Source organism: Nostoc punctiforme PCC 73102 (assembly GCF_000020025.1).
GTDB lineage: Bacteria > Cyanobacteriota > Cyanobacteriia > Cyanobacteriales > Nostocaceae > Nostoc > Nostoc punctiforme.
Window position 1 is genome coordinate 2,158,180 of record NC_010628.1, and the last position, 18,496, is coordinate 2,176,675.

Below are 18,496 nucleotides of genomic sequence, written 5' to 3' on the forward strand. Positions count from 1 at the left end.
ATTATTTAACTAGGCTAGCAATTACCATCGCTAATTTTACTGGTTCTATTGGTTTAGTCAAATGTTTTTGAAATCCTGCTTGGAGAATTTTTGACTCGTTTATCTCTCCAGCATAAGCTGTCAGTGCGATCGCTTGAATCTCTCCCCCTTGTTCAGGCGGTAGCGATGTCTGACGACAAGCCGCTTCGCGTCTACGAATTTCCCGAATCAGCATATAACCATCCATTTCTGGCATCCCAATATCACTTAAAATAATATGTGGTTTCTCAACCCTAAAAGCATCTAGTGCAAGGGATGCTGAGGCGAAGGCACGCACAGAAGCACCATACTGTTGCAGGGTGAAAACTATTAGTTCGCGGGTGTCAACTTCATCGTCCACGACTATCACATTTACCCCTTCAAGATTAGGGGAATCGTTAGCCAAACCCTTGTCTTCACTTGTTTGAGGCTCGACACTCTTGATAGGTAACAACACAGTAAAGGTTGCACCTTTATCATCTCCCTCACTTTCTGCTTGGATTGCTCCACCGTGCAGTTCAATGATTTGACGAGCGATCGCTAAACCAAGCCCCAAGCCGCCAAAGGTTCTTGTTGTGGTATTGTCAGCTTGACGGAAGTAATCAAATACGTGAGGCAGAAATTCTGGATTGATGCCCTTACCCGTGTCACTGACTTGGATTTGCGCTTGTGTACCCACGCGCTCAAGCCGGATTTCCACCTGACCACCATCCTCTGTGAACTTAACGGCGTTAGAGAGCAAATTCCAGACGACTTGCTGCAAGCGACTGGGATCGCCCAAAACTTGCCCTATATTCGGTTCAAATTCCGTCTTGAGTTCAATTGACTTGGCTTGAGCCGCTAGACGCACGGTATCAAGGGCCACTTCAATAACGGCGGACAGATCAACAGAACTGATCTTCAGGCTGAGTTTTCTTTGAAGAATACGGGAAACATCCAGTAAATCTTCCATTAGCTGAGACTGCAACTTGGCATTGCGCTCAATGGTTGCTAAGGCATAAGCTGTCTTTGCTTCATCAAGTTTGCGGGTTTGCAGAAGTTTTGCCCAGCCCAAAATCGGGTTGAGGGGAGAACGCAGTTCGTGAGATAGAACAGCGAGGAACTCATCTTTGAGACGATTGGCTTGTTCAGCTGCATTTTGTGCCGCTTCGCTAACGGCACGGGCGGCTTGCTCGCGCCGTGCAGATTCTTCGGCTGCTTGACGGGCGTTGCTATTGTAAAGAGCGCTGGCTGTAAAATTTGCGAGGCTTTTCATCAGCCGCAAGTCTTCTCGATCGAACTGCCGATGCTCATCGTGCGATACAATCCAAATTGTGCCAAGTGGTTGATTGGCAATCAATAAAGGAACCACCAATATCTCGACGATTGTTGGCTTAAACTGTTGCAAGTAAGTAAAATAGCGTTCTGGATAAGAATACAGCAGGGGGGTTTGACGTTCTAGGCAAATGCCGCAGCAACTAAAGCTGTAAAGTGTGGAAGTTCGTTCATAGGCTTCTAACATCCCAGCTAGTGCAAACCAGTGACAAATATCTTCCCCGTTCGGAGTCACCTCAAGTAAGCTGACACCTGCTGATTCTGCTTGACACAGTTGAGTAATTATTTTTACAAGCTTTTTGAGCAGAATTTGAGGCTGCTCAACTAGTTGTCCTATCAGGGTATGAAGTACATCGTTTTCTTGCTTGAGGTCAGTGGTTCTGGGTATTCTACGGGACAACTCTTGAGTGATGAGAATATCGTCTAAATATATTTGCTCCACTTCCTCATTCGTCATTTCACTACTCCGCTTCTAAAAAATATTGCCTCAGTAGCCCCTGTCCAGATTCACCCAAGTTTCGTAGCATTTCTTCAATTTTTATCAAGAAAAAATCAAAAATCAGAATTCAGAATGAATTCTGATTTTTGAATAAAAGGGTTTTATACACCCGCCAAATAAGGCCCATGTAAAATCAGGTGGTAGTATAAAACCCTTGTATATATTATCAATCTTAGATTTTGACCAACCTCTCCGGGCAAGGTAGTCCGGCTTGGGGCAGTCTTGTAGATTTATTTACACAGAATAAAGACTACGGCAAATGATGCGCCCTTTGTACTCCCTCAAGGAAGAGCTTGGAAGTTTTTTCTCATACCGCGCGAGTTTTTCGTTTTAAAGCCAATGTTGAAATTGTTTGCAATTGATAGCACTAATAGCGATCGCTAAAATCTAAAATGCTACCAATGCTGTAGCTACATTCACCATGCCATTTCAGGAAAATTATTTTGTTACGAATCTAGCGATCGTTAAGATGCATTCTGTGCAGGTATTAATCAACACAGTTGATTTACCTTAGCTGCAAGTTCTGCCGGGTTCATTTGCTCGTAGTGTTCAAAAGGTTGATGAATCCAGGGGTTTTCAGGCAAGTAATCAACATAATAATCGGGTGGTATAACTGAACAGGCTTTATACCAAAGAACGGCAGTGCGAATTTCTTCAATGGGAAAACCAGTATTTTGCTTGAGCCAAGGTATAGTTTGTTGGAGTGTGATCCCAGAGTCTACTAAGTCATCTACTAGGAGAACGCGCGAACCTAACTTTTCGGCAGTCATTGTCAAGTGGCGCGAGAAAATTAAATTACTTCTTTCTTGCTTACCAGCGCCACTGTAGGATGAGGTTGCTAAAATTGCCAGGGGTTGCTGGTAAATGCGGGAGAGAATATCTCCAACTCGCAGTCCTCCTCTGGCAAGACAGATAATCTGGTTGAATTCCCAACCAGATTGATAAATCTGGATAGCCAGTTGTTCAATTTTTTGGTGATAATCTGACCAAGAAACATAAAGGTCTGGCATAAGTCTAACGGGAGTGGTAAATAACTGGTATTGAAGGCGATGTCTACGATGGTCACTGAGCTTGCCGAAGTGCGGGCTACGCAAACTGCAAACTTTTTATTCTAGTATGAGCGCAAGTTATTATGAAAGATTCTGCTGCTGATGGCGATGCCCAACGAGATATTCTTAGTGAAAAACTCGATTTAAAAACAAAGCTGGCTTATGGTGCAGGGGATTTAGGACCAGCAATTACTGCAAATATCTCCGTCTTTTATCTGCTGATTTTCTTTACCAGTGTCGCTGGTATCCCTGCGGGTTTAGCTGGCACTATTTTGATGATTGGCAAAATCTGGGATGGAGTAAACGATCCTCTTGTCGGGTTTCTGACTGATAAAACGAAATCTCGTCGTTGGGGCCGTCGTCTTCCTTGGATGTTTTATGGAGCAATCCCCTTTGGAATTTTCTTTTTCTTGCAGTGGATTGTACCGCAATTTAGTGCAAATAAGAGTAATAATATTTGGCCGCTGTTTTGGTACTACGTAGCAATTGGGGTGATATCTCAGGCGTTTTACACGGTTGTGAATTTGCCTTATACGGCGATGACTCCAGAACTAACTCAAGATTACGACGAACGCACCAGCCTTAACAGCTATCGCTTTACATTTTCCATTGGTGGCAGCATTTTATCATTGATTTTAACAGGAATTGTTTTTTCGCAGATTGCCGATCGCCAACAACGATATCTGGTTTTAGCGGGAATTTGTACTGTAATTTCGATTTTAGGATTATATTGCTGCGTTTTTGGAGTTCGCGATCGCATCTTGGCTTTTGAGGCCAAACGTATCGAAACCGAGGAACCTGAATCTCTCCCCTTCGGCGAACAGCTAAAAATTGTCTTCAGCAACCGACCTTTTATATTTGTTATTGGTATATATCTTTTTTCTTGGCTAGCTGTGCAGATAACAGCCAGCATTATCCCCTATTTTGTAGTCAATTATATGGGTCTAAAAGAAGAATCAGATGTGCCCATGATTCTGATTGCAGTGCAAGGAACTGCTCTGCTGATGCTATTTGTCTGGGGAGCGTTGAGTAAAAAAATCGGGAAAAAAATTGTTTATTTTCTAGGAATGATTTTATGGATAATAGCCGCCGCCGGACTATTTTTCTTACAACCTGGTCAAATAGTTTTGATGTATGTGATGGCTGTGATGGCAGGGATTGGTGTCTCCACAGCTTATCTAATTCCCTGGTCGATGATTCCAGATGTGATTGAATTAGATGAACTGCAAACGGGACAGCGCAGAGAAGGCATTTTTTATGGCTTCATGGTTTTGCTACAAAAATTTGGTTTAGCTTTCGGACTGTTTTTGGTAGGAAATGCTTTGCAAGCATCGGGTTTCAAAGAATCTGTAGCCGGAAGTCCACTACCTATCCAACCAGAATCTGCACTGTTTGCTATTCGCATTGCGGTTGGCCCTATACCTACAGTTTGTTTGCTTTGTGGTTTAGTTTTAACGTATTTTTACCCAATTACCCGCGAGATGCACGCAGAAATCATGCTGAAACTCAAAGAACGGCAAGACAAGAGGGGAACTTAAGGGAGCGGGGAAAGATTTTTTCGTTTTACAGTTTCAAACCCTTAATTGAGTTACCGCAATATTGCCGGAAAAACATACATCCACATCACTACCAGGGGTGCGATCGCGTTTGCCATATTCTCCTACATAATAAAAATCATCGCCTTCAATTCGATAGTTGACAGGCAAAGGTTTGCTACAGGCTTGGCAAAACACTATCTCAGGATGTGGTTCTCCTGGTAGCAGATTCGGCAAGTTCACATTCCAAAAGCTTCCCGGTTCTAGGGGACGCTTGAGTAAGTCCGCTAAAACTTCAGCTGTCAATTTGGCAGCCAGATCCCAATCAAAATTCTGCTTGGCTTTGCGATAGTGGGAAATAGCAATTCCGGGAATACCGTGCATTGCGGCTTCCCGCACAGCAGCCACTGTGCCAGAAATGTAGACATCGACTCCCAAGTTGCCCCCAGCGTTGATACCTGAAAGCACAAATTTGACATCTGCATTAATTTGTGTTAACGCAATTCTCACACAATCGGCGGGAGTGCCTGCGATCGCATATTCAGTCTCAGAACGTTGTTGGAGGTTGATGGCGCGAGTGGTAGTAACTTGATGTCCACAGCCAGACTGATGATCTACAGGAGCAGCGATAATAACATTTTTGCCATTTACAGCTTTGATTAGAGCTTTTATACCGGGGGCATCAATGCCGTCATCGTTAGTTAAAATTATAGTCATGTATATATTATTAAGGAATTGCTAGCAGTTGCGGTGTTCAAAATGTAACCTAAAGTTGTAATTCCCCAATATTTGCGTGTCTGGTCACTAAGATAACCGATCCCTAGGCACAAGCCATGACCAATCAAAAATACCAAGCTATGGTTAATTCCATAGTTGGGAAAAATATATCTAGATTTTTCTGGCTGCGTTGATACTTTTTAAATTTGCCAAAAGTTAGCGATCGCTTGCGGTAATGGCAAAATAATTACAATCAACAAAGCCATTGCCAGTAATCCCCAAATATCACGTTTGTTATCCAATTCAGTGACATCATTGAGTGCAGGCTCATCAATCAACGGCATAAATAATAAGATAATCGCCCACATCAAAAATTCTTCCCGGATTAACGAAAGTAATAGCAAGAGGAGGCGAGCCACTTGACCGATTATAATTGCAACTCGTTGGCCAAACATTGCATGGACAATGTGGCCTCCATCTAGCTGTCCCACAGGCATTAAATTTAACGCCGTCACAATTAGTCCGATAAAACCAGCTACTGCAACTGGATGCAAATCAAGGGCTGATTTTGCTGTTAACTGACTTCCCAAGGCTAGCTTCGACAGTAGCGCTAGTAAGATGGAATATTTGGGATTAAGGGCATCAGGATTCAAAAATCGGGTTTTTTCTTCAATCAGAGGAACCACCTCAGAATGAGCCAAGCCCCATATTAATAATGGCAAGGTAACAACAAAGCCTGCAAGTGGTCCAGCGATACTAATGTCAAATAATGCTTTGCGGTTGGGAATGGGACTACGCATCTGAATAAATGCACCAAAAGTTCCCAAAAAGAAAGGCATTGGAATAAAGTAAGGCAACGTCGAGCGAATTTTGTAGAATTTAGCCGTCAAATAATGCCCAAGTTCGTGAATACCTAAAATAGTCATTAATCCTAAAGCATAAGGTAATCCTTTGAATAGGACATCTGGGTTAGATAGAACTTTGAATAAAGAGCCAATTTCCCATAGAGGCGGAAGAGAAGCACCAGCAATTTCCACTCCCACTAAGGTAGTAGTTATCAAAGTAGCTACTACTAGTAGAAGTGCTAATCCTGGTCGAGTTAAGCGTTCTTGTTCGCGTCGTGGTGTATTTCTGTCTTTAGCAGCCTGAATATTAGGAACCAGCACAAAGAAAGGTTTGTCATTTAAACCTTCTTGAAAGATCAACACGAAGCGATCGCCAAATTGTGCTTCAATATTAGTCTTAATCTGTTGGTAAGCGTTGCTGGCTTTAGTTCGCAACTGACCCCGGCAAATTACGGCTTGTGGTCGATACTCAATATTTTGAACGTAATATACAGACCAAGGAAAACAATTTCGCAGTTGAGTTTCTTCTGTTGGCTCAATGGGACGCACTAGTGGTTCTGGGGTAGGCTGGATAATCGGCTGTGATTCTGAGGCTTGGGCTGGAACTTCGGTTTGCGTATCTCTTGGCACTCGCCGGCCTCCTAGAAACAATATCCAGTACAACACTGTGCAGACAAATAACGACGAAACAATCAGCGCTGGTGGCGGAGGTTGTTTCGTTCCATATATCAGCGTCCATCCACTTAACAAGAATGCTGGTGTCATTAAAACCAGCCACAACAACCATACTGGCGTTCGAGTGATGTGAGCGACGCTGTGCTGCACCATTAGATAAGTAGCTAGCCCCAGTAGGAGAATAAACAGAAACCAAAATGCCATGTTATCTTCAGTAATTTTGACAAAACGGCCTACCAGTAGCTTCAGCACCATAGCATTAACTACGAGGCAGACCTCAAATCCCAATTTTTTCAGATGGTTTACAGTTCAATTCTTCAGAATTTCTACACTGTAACCAGATTGTCCACAACTCCTCAGTTCCGGTTTTTTGATTATGTGCCCTTTACCTCAACAGCCAAGTCATACAACTAAGCCACCACGGGCTGTCTTTCCTCAAGAAATTCCTAGCGGAAGTTCCTTGCAATCGGACTTCGCACAAGATAGCATTTTTGCTTTCCCACCCAATCGGGACACATTAGGAGGAACCTCTTATTTTATTGTAAGAAATGAAGGCAATATCCTTATAGATTGCCCTGCCCTGAACCAAACAAATCAAGACTTTTTAGCAGCGCATGGAGGCGTGCGTTGGTTATTTCTCACCTATCGAGGCGCTATTGGCAAAACTGCTGAAATTCAGAAAGCCTTGGGTTGCGAAGTCCTGATCCAAGAACAAGAAGCTTATTTATTACCAGGCTTACCCGTAACTACCTTTAGTCAAGAATTTACTCTTGATGCGGCAGTCAAAATTATTTGGACACCAGGTCATTCTCCCGGATCATCTTGCCTATACTACAGTAAGCTTGGAGGTATATTGTTTTCTGGTCGCCATTTAGTTCCTAATCAGAAGGGGGAAGCAGTACCATTACGGGTAACTAAAACCTTTCACTGGCCACGACAAATCAACAGTGTTCAGTTATTATTACAAACATTTACACCAGAAACTCTTAAGTACATTTGTCCCGGAGCTAATACAGGTTTTCTTAGGGGCAAGCGTTTTATAGATCGAGCTTATCAACATCTCGCCTCTCTGGATTTACCAGCTTTGCTGCGGATGCAGCCCCTTCTTTAAAATAAAGACTCCTTCACGAGTATCAAAAACTTATCCTAATGCCCAATACCCAATAAACTATAGTTCTTTTTGATACTAATGTAAAATATAATTTAAGGAAGATACTGTCTGGGGAATTCTAGCGTTAGACAAGGAATTCTGGTAAAAATTTATGAGTGCAAAAGTTGATGGAACTGTAAGGATCGCTGGCTACCAAATTATAGAGCAACTCTATTCTGGTTCTCGGACTCAAGTGTATCGGGCAATACGAGAATGCGATCGCCAACCAGTCGTCATCAAGCTCTTAAAACGAGAATATCCAAGTTTTAGCGAATTAGTACAGTTTCGCAACCAATATGCGATCGCTAAAAACCTAGATATTCCCAGTATCATTAAACCTTACAGCCTAGAACCCCATCACAATGGCTATGCCCTAGTTATGGAAGACTTTGGTGGCATCTCCTTGCGGCAATTTACCCAAAGACGACCACTGAGCTTAGAGGAATTCCTACCCATTGCCTTGCAACTAATAGACACTTTACACCAGTTGCATCAACAGCGCGTCATTCACAAAGATGTCAAGCCAGCTAATATCCTGATTCATCCTGAAACCAAAAAAATTAAGCTAATCGACTTCAGTATTGCCTCGCTGCTACCACGAGAAACCCAGGAAATTCAAAGTCCCAACGGACTGGAGGGAACCCTAGCGTATTTGTCGCCAGAGCAAACTGGACGGATGAACCGAGGCATTGACTACCGCAGCGACTTTTATTCATTAGGTGTGACTTTCTTTGAACTACTGAGTGGACAACTGCCTTTTACATCTCACGATCCGATGGAGTTGTTACATTGTCATATCGCCAAACAGCCTGACTCTATCTGTAATCTCAACCCGGAAATCCCCTTGATGTTGGGAGAGATTATTTGCAAGTTGATGGCAAAGAATGCCGAAGACCGCTACCAAAGTGCGATGGGACTCAAGCATGACTTAGTGTTCTGTTTAGAACAATGGCAAGAAACAGGCAAACACACTTGGTTTGATTTAGGACAGCGCGATATCAGCGATCGCTTTCTCATTCCTGAAAAACTCTACGGACGGGAGCAGGAAATAGAATGCTTACTGGAGGTATTTGGGCGGGTTGCCAATGGTGCAGTGGAACTGATGCTGGTGGCTGGCTTCTCTGGCATTGGTAAAACTGCCGTGGTGAATGAAGTGCATAAGGTTATCGTTCGCTGGAACGGCTACTTCATCAAAGGAAAGTATGACCAGTTCAACCGCAATATTCCCCTGTCTGCTTTTGTACAAGCTTTCCGGGATTTGATGGGACAGTTGCTCACTGAAAGCGACACTCAGCTGGAACAGTGGCGAAAAAAAATTCTGTCTGCAATCTCTGAAAGTGGACAGGTGATAATTGAAGTGATTCCAGAATTAGAACGGATTATTGGCACGCAACCGCCAGTACCAGAATTATCGGGTAGTGCTGCACAGAACCGCTTCAATCTGCTGTTTGTCAAATTTATTCAGGTATTCGCTACAAGAGAGCATCCGTTAGTAGTGTTCCTCGATGATTTACAGTGGGCAAATTTGGCATCTCTCAATTTAATAAGGCTGTTAATGGGTGAAACCTTAAAGGGTTATCTGTTAATTATTGGCGCATACCGTGATAATGAAGTGTTTGCGGCTCATCCGTTAATGGTGGCCCTGGAAGAGATTGAGAAGGGAGCCACCGTCAGCACCATTACATTAGCTCCTTTGAATCAAACAGATGTGAATCGTTTGATTGCCGATACATTGAGTTATTCAACAGAAGTTGCCCTGCCGTTAACCGAGCTAGTTTATCAAAAAGCCAAAGGTAATCCGTTTTTTACAATCCAGTTTCTCAAGGCATTACATGAAGATGGACGAATTACCTTTGATTGGGATACAGGTTTGTGGCAGTGCGATCTGGTGCAAGTACCCAGACGCACGGCAGCTTGTCTTCAGACATCGCTTTCTTTAACGGATGATGTCGTTGAGTTTATGGCAATTCAACTACAAAAGTTGCCGCTCGAAACTCAGGAAATTCTGAAATTGGCAGCCTGTATCGGTAATCAATTTGATTTGGCGACATTGGCGATCGTTTTTGAACAGTCTCCAACCCAAACAGCAGCAGTTTTGTGGAAAGCGTTGCAAGAAGGGTTAGTTTTACCACATTGTGATATCTATAAGTTTTATCAAGAGTCAGAAGCAATAAGAGATTCTTCTGACTTGGGGATTCTGGATTCTGGTTCCTGTGTTTACACATTTCTGCACGATCGCGTCCAACAAGCAGCATATTCTCTCATCCCAGAGGAGCAAAAACAGGCAACTCATCTAAAAATTGGCCAGTTACTTCTGAGTAATACCCCCGAAAGCAACCGGGAAGAACGCATTTTTGAAATTGTCAGTCAACTTAACGTTGCGGCTGAATTGATTGCCCAACCCGCAGAACGTCAAGCATTAGCGCAATTTAACCTGATGGCAAGCCGCAAAGCCAAGGCAGCGATTGCTTACACTGCCGCCTGCAAATATGCCCAAGTGGGCATTGGGCTACTCGCCCAAAACAGTTGGCAGCATCAGTATGAGTTAACCCTAGCACTCCATCAAGTTGCCACAGAAGCTGCCTATCTGAGCGGTGATTTAGAACAGATGGCAGCCAATGCTCATCTTGTCTTAAATCACGCCAAAACTCCATTAGATAAAATCAGCGTCTATGAGGTGAAGATTGAAGTATTCACTGCTCAGGGTTATTTTGCCGAAGCGATCGCAGCAGCACTTACCATTTTAAAGCAATTGGGAGTGGAACTACCCACAGTGCCTACCCAGGAAGATGTGGCAGTGGCCTTTAGTACCGTCTTAGATGTAATTGGAGAGCGATTCCCTGCCGAGTTGCTCAACCTCAGCGATGCGAGGGATGCAAACATCCTGGCAGCAGCTCGAATTTTGACATCAGTAGCACCTTGCGCTTATCTGTTCCAGCCACAGTTGTATTTACTGGTGATTTTAAAAAAGGTTTATTTATCTGTCGTCTATGGTAATGAATCAACCTCGACCTTTAGCTATGCCTCTTATGGAATATTGATGTGCGGTGTATTCAAAAACGTCGAATTAGGTTATGAATTCGGTCAGTTAGCCCTCGACCTGCGATCGCGCTATCAAAATTCCGAATTGAAAGGGAAAACTTTATTACTAGTCTACTTATACACAAGGCATTGGAAAATCCATCTGCGGGAGTTATTACAACCCTTGCAGACAGCCTATTGTAGTTGTTTAGATGTAGGCGATTTGGCTTTTGCGGGTTACTCTGCGTATAATTACGGTTTTTACTCCTATTTTTCAGGACAGAATTTAACACAGCTAGAGCCGGAAGTTGCTGATTATTGTGAAGCGCTCAAGCACCTCAAGCAAAATCTAGCTCTGAACTATTCCCAATTAATTCGACAAATTTTGCTGAATTTAATGGGAGAAGCGGATGATGTTGTGGTGTTGAGCGGTACAGCCTACAATGAACAGCATCAACTTCCATTACATGAAGCAGCAGGCGATCGCACCGGATTAGCATTGCTGTGGATTAACAAACTGGTTGTATCGTATTTGTTTTCCGAGTTTGAACAAGCCGTAGAACAAGCTAGGCAAGCGAGACAATATTTAGACGCTATTATTGCTTTTTTATATGTACCTATCTTTCATTTCTATGATTCTTTAGCTCAACTAGCATGGTTTGAGCAACTCTCAGCCCTAGAACAGCAGCAAATGAAAGAATGCATTACTGCTAACCAAGAAAAACTTAACTACTGGGCTACCCATGCGCCAATAAATTTTCGACACAAATTTGATTTGGTGGAAGCCGAGCGTTATCGAGTTTTGGGCAATCGGGCAGAAGCAATTGAATGTTACGATCGCGCCATCATTGGAGCCAAAGAACAAGGCTATATTCAAGAAGAAGCACTAGCCAATGAATTAGCCGCCAAATTCTACCTCGACTGGGGCAAAGAGCAGATTGCTCAGTCATACATGACTCAAGCCTACTATGGTTATGCTCGTTGGGGTGCGAAAACCAAAGTCGTCGATCTAGAAAAACGCTATCCCCAATTACTTGCCCCCATTCTTCAGCAAAGTCCTTCTCCTCTCTCAACTAACGAAACTATCTTTGCCTTGGGGAGTGTCACCTGCACCAGTTCTGCCAATTCCAGTAGTAGCAGCATTTCTGTTGCTCTAGATTTAGCTAGCATTCTCAAAGCTTCCCAAACCCTATCTGGCGAAATCGAACTAGAAAAACTGCTTTCAGTATTGCTGCATATCGTCATTGAAAATGCCGGAGCAGATAAGTGTGTGTTCATGCTTTTAGAATCAGGGCGTTTGCTAATTCAGGCGTTAGCACAGCTTTCTCTTGGTATCGTATCTATAGAGAACAAGGGAATTACCCATATTGATTTTTACCCAAGGTTGCTGAATCCACAGCCCATTGAAGACTCTCAGGATGTGCCAGTTGGCTTAATTAATACCGTCAAACGCAGCTTAAAACCAACGGTAATTATTGATGCCACAGTGCATCCTCAGTTCATCAACGATCCTTATATTCAGCAACAGCAGCCCAAAAGCATCTTGTGCAGCCCGATATTACATCAAGGGAAGTTGCTGGGCATATTGTATCTGGAAAATAATCTGACAAATGGAGCCTTTACAAGCGATCGCGTCGAACTGCTGAACTTGCTTTGCGCTCAAGCGGCAATTTCTTTGGTGAATGCGCGACTTTATCAAAATTCCCAAAACTATGCTCAACAGTTGACGCAATCTCTAGCAAAATTACAGGCTAGTGAAATCCGCTTCCAAAATTTGGCGAATAATATTCCTGGTATGGTATACCAATTCCGTTTGGCGGCCGACGGTTCTATTTCAACACCCTACGTTAGCTCTGGCTGTTTGGACTTGTATGGCTTAGAGCCAGAGTTAGTGATGGCAGGGATACACAGCCTTTACGCTATGAATCATCCTGACGATCAACCAGCTATTGCAAAAGCGATCGCTTACTCTGCCAAAACTCTGACACCATTTGAGCAAGAATGGCGCATCATCCTGCCTTCAGGAACCATAAAATGGATTCAATCTGCGGCTCGGCCAGAGCGACAAGCCGATGGCGCAATCTTATGGGATGGGGTGGTAATTGATATTAGCGATGTCTACGACGAGCTTTGCTTACGCAAACAGGCCGAAGCATCTCTAGCCAAAGAACGAGAGTTCTTGAATGCCATTATTCAAAATATTACAGATGGGATTGTTGTTTGTGACCCTAATGGAAATTTGATCTTATTCAATAACGCAACTCGTGAGTTTCATGGCTTACCAGTAGAATCATTGCCACCAGAGCAATGGGCAGAACACTTCGATCTCTATCAACCTGACGGTCAAACACCCCTATCAACAACAGAAATTCCTTTGTTTCGCGCCTTGCAAGGGGAAATAGTTGAAAATGCAGAAATCGTAATTGCACCGAAGCATGGTTCTAAGAGAATTTTGTTAGCAAGCGGACAAGCGATCGTCGATTTTTTGGGCAACAAACTTGGTGCAGTAATTGTGATGCGAGATATTAGCGATGTTTACAACGAGCTTCGCTTACGCAAACAGGCAGAACTTACTTTACAGCAAAAATCACTTGATTTGCAACAAGCGCTAAATGATTTACAAAACGCCCAATTACAAATAGTTCAAAGTGAAAAGATGTCTGCACTGGGTAACTTAGTTGCTGGTGTCGCTCACGAAATGAATAATCCCCTCGGTTTTATTGCTGCCAGTCTCAAACAAGCTAAACCCACTATTGCTGATATTATCGAACACTTGAAACTCTATCAAGAAACTTTACCCAACAAGAACGATCAAATCAAAGATCATGCGGTCGAAATTGACTTAGATTATAGCTTAGAAGACTTGCCAAAGATGATTGATTCAATGTCTATGGCGTGCGACAGGTTAAAAAAAATCAGCACCAGTTTAAGAACTTTCTCTCGTGCAGATCAAGACTACAAAGTGCCTTTCAATATCCACCAAGGTATTGATAGCACAATTTTAATTTTGAAACATCGTCTAAAGGCTAATGAACTACGCCCTGCCATTGAAGTTGTCACCAACTACGGTAATTTACCTCAAATTGAATGTTTCCCAGGGCAACTCAATCAGGTGTTTATGAATATTTTAGCAAATGCGATTGATGCTTTAGATGAGTCCACTCTTGAGCGGAGTTTGGCAGAGATTCAAGAAATTCCTAACCAAATTATAATTACAACCTCAGTCGAAAATCATCTAGTTAAAATTGCCATTGCTGATAATGGGAAAGGGATGAGCGAAGAAGTAAAATCAAAGATTTTCAACCATTTATTTACGACAAAAACTGTCGGTAAAGGTACGGGTTTGGGGTTGGCGATCGCTCGGCAAATTGTTGAAGAAACTCACAACGGTAAATTGATTTGTAACTCGGTTCTGGGTCAGGGTACAGAATTCATTATTGAAATTCCAGTATAATTTTTATTTCCTATACTGTATGAAAAAAACCAAGTTTGTCAATTTAAGCATCATATCGTTGATATTTTTTATCTTCACTGATGTATTTGTCTCTCATTCATCTCCAGCCTATTCAACAGATAATAGTGCAGAACCAATCAATACAGAAAACACAGATTTTAATTGTTATAGACAATACCCTGAAACGAAATACCCTGAAGCAAAATCATACTGCCATGCACTTGCCAATACGAGAAATGCCGAATTTCATCAAATATGGAAAGATTTGACAGCAATAATTAAAGATAACAGAAAAATTAAATGGGAAGATGACAAAATTAAGAGCCGTCTATTAGTAGCAACTTGGACAGGATGGAATGGATATGACGATAAAATCGGTAAAGATTTTGTAACAGCAACACAAGATATTTGGGTAACAGTTGCACCAGAGTTACAAGATTTTTGTAAACCATTTTCTATGACTGAACGAAAAAAAATAACTATACCTTACAGAATAAATCAATTGTTGGGAATACCTCCAGAAGCTAGTGAAAAAATCAACAAGCGTAAGGTTGTACAAATATGGGTAGACAAAAAAGATTTATTTATACCTACTCCAGATCCGGAAATTACTGACCATGAAGCAGAAGTAAATTTTCCAGAGTTAAGTGGATTTATATTAATTACTAATGAATATAAATCTTGGTTTTTAAAGCAATTAATGGCTAATTATTATCCGTGGACTAAACTTGGATACACTTATGATTGGGGAAAACACAGCGACTGGGGAAAAATTGATCCAAGCAGACCAGTAAATGTAGGCTTGAGTGAATTTATTATTAGAGAAAATGCTCCTCTAAAAGTTGAGTCTATATCCTCAGCAGAAAATTATTGCAAGTAAAAGTTATAAATTCTATAGCAATCCGATAGCGAAGCGGTAGCGAGTCAGACGCTCCTGCGTCGCTAACGCTGCGCTATCGAGCGTCTTTGATTTCTGTTCGCGCAGCGTCGCGTAGCCATATAAGGACTCTAAAAAGTTGTTCCAGTTTTATCAAAAACTATCGTTAACTTTTAACTGCTGGCAGATGCTTTTTTTCAGCTTTCTTAGGTTGTATACTAAGCTTTTTCCGCAATGCCTCCATGTAAATGTAAAACACTGGAGTTAGATAGAGAGTCAATATCTGAGAAAACAGCAATCCACCAACGATCGCAATCCCCAAAGGACGACGCGCTTCTGAACCGACTCCTGTCCCCAGAGCAATGGGAAGTGTGCCAATTAAAGCTGCCATCGTCGTCATCATAATCGGGCGGAAGCGAATCAAGCAAGCGGCATAGATAGTATCAAAGGAATTTTTCCCTTCCTTTCTTTGCGCTTCAATAGCAAAATCCACCAACATAATCCCATTTTTCTTGACGATACCCACCAAGAGAATTATGCCGATGAAAGAGTAAAGGTTTAAATCTACCTGGAAAATCAGTAGCGTCAATAATGCGCCAAAACCCGCCGAAGGTAAACCGGAAAGAATGGTAATCGGGTGAATGAAATCCTCATAGAGAATACCGAGAATCAGATAGATTACTAAAATAGACACCAACAACAACACGCCTAAATCATTGAAAGACTGTTGAAAGGTTTGGGCTGAACCCTGAAAGCTGGTGGTAATTGTTGAGGGTAGTACCTCACTCGCTGCTTGCTTGATAGCATCTGTAGCCTGACTTAGAGACGTTCCTGCGAGGGTGTCAAAAGAGATAGTTGCAGAGGGGAGTTGAGCAACGTGAGTAACGGTTAGAGGACCGACGTTTTGAGTGATATTAGCGATCGCACTTAGCGGAACAAGTTTCCCAGTACTCGATTGCACATAGAGCATCGATAGGGCGGTAGAATCTCGTTGAAACTCCGGTTTTACTTCCAAGATTACATAAAATTGGTCATTTGGGGTATAAATAGTTGACACCTGACTGGAACCATAAGCGGTACTGAGGGTTTGTTCAACTTGTTGAGCGGTAATGCCAAGGGTTGCAGCTTTGTTGTGGTCAAATTTGACTTGGATTTGAGGAGTGCTGAGTTGTAAATCACTGTCAACGTTCTGGAGTCCTGGTAGGGTTTTGACTTTATCTACAAGTTTAGGAACGTATTGGCGCAAGTCTTGCAGATTTAAACTCTGCAAGGTGAACTGATAAGTAGAATTGGTTTGTTGTCCACCGATGGGAATAGCTGGTGGAGAACGGAGGAATGTCTTAACCCCAACTACACGTCTCAACTTGGGGGTTAACTCTTGAATAATTTCGTCGGCGCTCAATTTACGTTGAGAACGCGGCTTGAGCCGAATTGTAATTCGCCCAGAGTTGACCGACGCATTCGGGCCACTTGCACCCACAATGGAATCAACTGCTTCAATGTTAGGGTCTTGACGAATGAGATCAACAACCTTTTGCTGGTGATGCCGCATATCATCAAAAGAAATATCTTGCGCTCCTTTGGTGTTCGCCATCAGTTGTCCGGTGTCTTCTGTAGGAATAAATCCTTTGGGAACGATGACGAACAAATAGACGGTCATTACCAGCAGAATGCCAGAACCAATCAGTGTCATCAAGCGGTATTTTAAGACAGGCTTGAGCGTCCAATCATATCCCCGCAGTAGTAAATCAAATGCCCGTTCTGAAACTCGATACAGCCGATTTGGTCTTTGCTGATGAGATGAACTTAAGAAACGACTGCATAACATGGGGGTGAGACTGAGGGAAACAAAACCCGAAACCAAAATTGCCACTGCGATCGTCACGGCAAATTCATGAAATAATTTCCCGATTATTCCACTCATGAACATAATCGGGATGAACACCGCCACTAGGGAAAGGGTCATTGACAAAATGGTGAAGCTGATTTCCCTCGATCCCTTCAATGCCGCATTTAGGGGAGATTCGCCCATTTCTCGATAACGGACGATATTTTCCAACACAACGATCGCATCATCCACGACAAAGCCCACGGAGAGGGTCAACGCCATGAGTGAAAGGTTGTCTAGGGAGAAACCCGACAGATACATTACAGCAAAAGTGCCAATAATCGCTACAGGTAGCGCCAAACTGGGAATTAGGGTAGCTGTTATATCACGTAAAAATAAGAAAATCACCAAGACAACTAGACAAACCGAAAGAACCAAGGTAAATTTCACATCGTTGACAGAGGCTCGGATGGTTTGGGAGCGATCGTACATAATCCCCATCTCAATGGATTTGGGAACTTGTTCGCGGAGTGTAGGTAAAAGTTCCTGGATGGCATCAACAATATTTACCGTGTTAGCACCTGGTTGCGGCTGCACAGCGAGAACAACAGAATGACGGTTTGTCACCTTGCGATCGCTATATAAATTCGAGACTTTGACATTTTGTTCGCTGTCAATTATCTGCCCCAAATCTTGGAGCCGCACGGTAGCACCATTCTTGTAAGTTACAATTAGCTGGCGATAGCTGGCAGCATCGGTGAGTTGACCGTTCGCCTGAATCGTATAACTTTTGTAAGTGCCAGAGAGACTGCCGGTTGGCAAGTTGACATTTCCTTGTTGAATTGCAGTTTTTACCTGAGTTAGACCAATTCCCCGCGATGCCAACTCTCGCGGGTCAAGCTGGACGCGGACTGCATATTGCTGTTGACCAAAAACCTGTACCTGAGCAACACCATTAATCATCGAAATTGGCTGACCAACTGTTACCTCTGCGTATTCATCTACTGTCGAGATTGGCTGTGTCTCCGAATACATATAGAGGTAGAGAACTGGTGAGACAGAGGGGTTGACTTTACGGTAAGTGGGCGGGTGAGGCATTCCGGCTGGTAGTTGTCCGGCGGCGGCTGAGATGGCTGCCTGTACATCTTTTGCGGCATCTTCCACTCGGCGGCTAAAGTCAAATTGTAGGGAGATGTTAGTGCTGCCTGTGGAACTGGTGGAATTGAATGAATTGAGTCCGGCAATTTCGGTAAACTGTCTTTCTAGGGGTGCGGCGACTGAAGATGCCATTGTTTCCGGGGTGGCACCAGGGAGACTAGCGGAGACAGATATAAAAGGATATTCAACATTGGGTAGGGCACTAATGGGTAATAGCAGATAACTCATGAGACCGAAGATGAGGATACCCATCATTACCAAAGTGGTCATGACTGGACGACGGATGAAGAGTTCTGAAAGGTTCATGGGTTTTGTTATTGAGTTAAGCCTTAACTCTTTGTCAAAGTCATTTTTTT

Annotated in this window: 9 protein-coding genes; 4 read left to right on the forward strand and 5 right to left on the reverse strand. The window is 42.9% G+C overall.

Going from position 1 to position 18,496, the window contains the following annotated elements:
* Window position 1: 1 nt before the first annotated feature.
* Together NPUN_RS08930 and NPUN_RS08935 are read right to left on the reverse strand one after the other, a co-directional pair.
* On the reverse strand, window positions 2–1,789 hold the full coding sequence (locus NPUN_RS08930) for a hybrid sensor histidine kinase/response regulator (protein ID WP_012408440.1): 1,788 nt from the start codon (window positions 1,787–1,789) through the stop codon (window positions 2–4).
* Window positions 1,790–2,322: 533 nt separating this feature from the next.
* Window positions 2,323–2,841, reverse strand: a complete 519-nt coding sequence (locus tag NPUN_RS08935; RefSeq protein WP_012408441.1) for a phosphoribosyltransferase — start codon at window positions 2,839–2,841, stop codon at window positions 2,323–2,325.
* 122 nt (window positions 2,842–2,963) lie between these two features.
* On the opposite strand from NPUN_RS08935, the gene NPUN_RS08940 reads away from it, so the two are divergent.
* Window positions 2,964–4,418, forward strand: coding sequence for an MFS transporter (locus NPUN_RS08940; protein WP_012408442.1), 1,455 nt, complete (start codon window positions 2,964–2,966; stop codon window positions 4,416–4,418).
* A gap of 33 nt (window positions 4,419–4,451) precedes the next feature.
* Here the strand turns inward: NPUN_RS08940 and surE are convergent, their stop codons facing one another.
* Both surE and NPUN_RS08950 read right to left on the reverse strand, forming a co-directional pair.
* The gene (gene surE, locus NPUN_RS08945) at window positions 4,452–5,132 is read right to left on the reverse strand and encodes a 5'/3'-nucleotidase SurE (RefSeq protein WP_012408443.1); all 681 of its coding nucleotides are present in this window, start codon (window positions 5,130–5,132) and stop codon (window positions 4,452–4,454) included.
* A 200-nt stretch (window positions 5,133–5,332) separates the two neighbouring features.
* Window positions 5,333–6,856, reverse strand: a complete 1,524-nt coding sequence (locus NPUN_RS08950) for a site-2 protease family protein (RefSeq protein ID WP_041566018.1) — start codon at window positions 6,854–6,856, stop codon at window positions 5,333–5,335.
* 172 nt (window positions 6,857–7,028) lie between these two features.
* On the opposite strand from NPUN_RS08950, the gene NPUN_RS08955 reads away from it, so the two are divergent.
* From NPUN_RS08955 to NPUN_RS08965, 3 genes are all read left to right on the forward strand, one after another.
* Window positions 7,029–7,763, forward strand: coding sequence for an MBL fold metallo-hydrolase (locus NPUN_RS08955; protein WP_012408445.1), 735 nt, complete (start codon window positions 7,029–7,031; stop codon window positions 7,761–7,763).
* A gap of 151 nt (window positions 7,764–7,914) precedes the next feature.
* On the forward strand, window positions 7,915–14,277 hold the full coding sequence (locus NPUN_RS08960) for an ATP-binding sensor histidine kinase (RefSeq protein ID WP_012408446.1): 6,363 nt from the start codon (window positions 7,915–7,917) through the stop codon (window positions 14,275–14,277).
* Window positions 14,278–14,296: 19 nt separating this feature from the next.
* Complete coding sequence (locus NPUN_RS08965) at window positions 14,297–15,157, forward strand: hypothetical protein (RefSeq protein WP_012408447.1); 861 nt, start codon at window positions 14,297–14,299, stop codon at window positions 15,155–15,157.
* 163 nt (window positions 15,158–15,320) lie between these two features.
* Here NPUN_RS08965 and NPUN_RS08970 read toward each other — a convergent pair whose 3' ends face one another.
* Entirely contained in the window at window positions 15,321–18,446 is a 3,126-nt protein-coding gene (locus NPUN_RS08970) for an efflux RND transporter permease subunit (RefSeq protein WP_012408448.1), read from the reverse strand.
* Window positions 18,447–18,496: the final 50 nt, after the last annotated feature.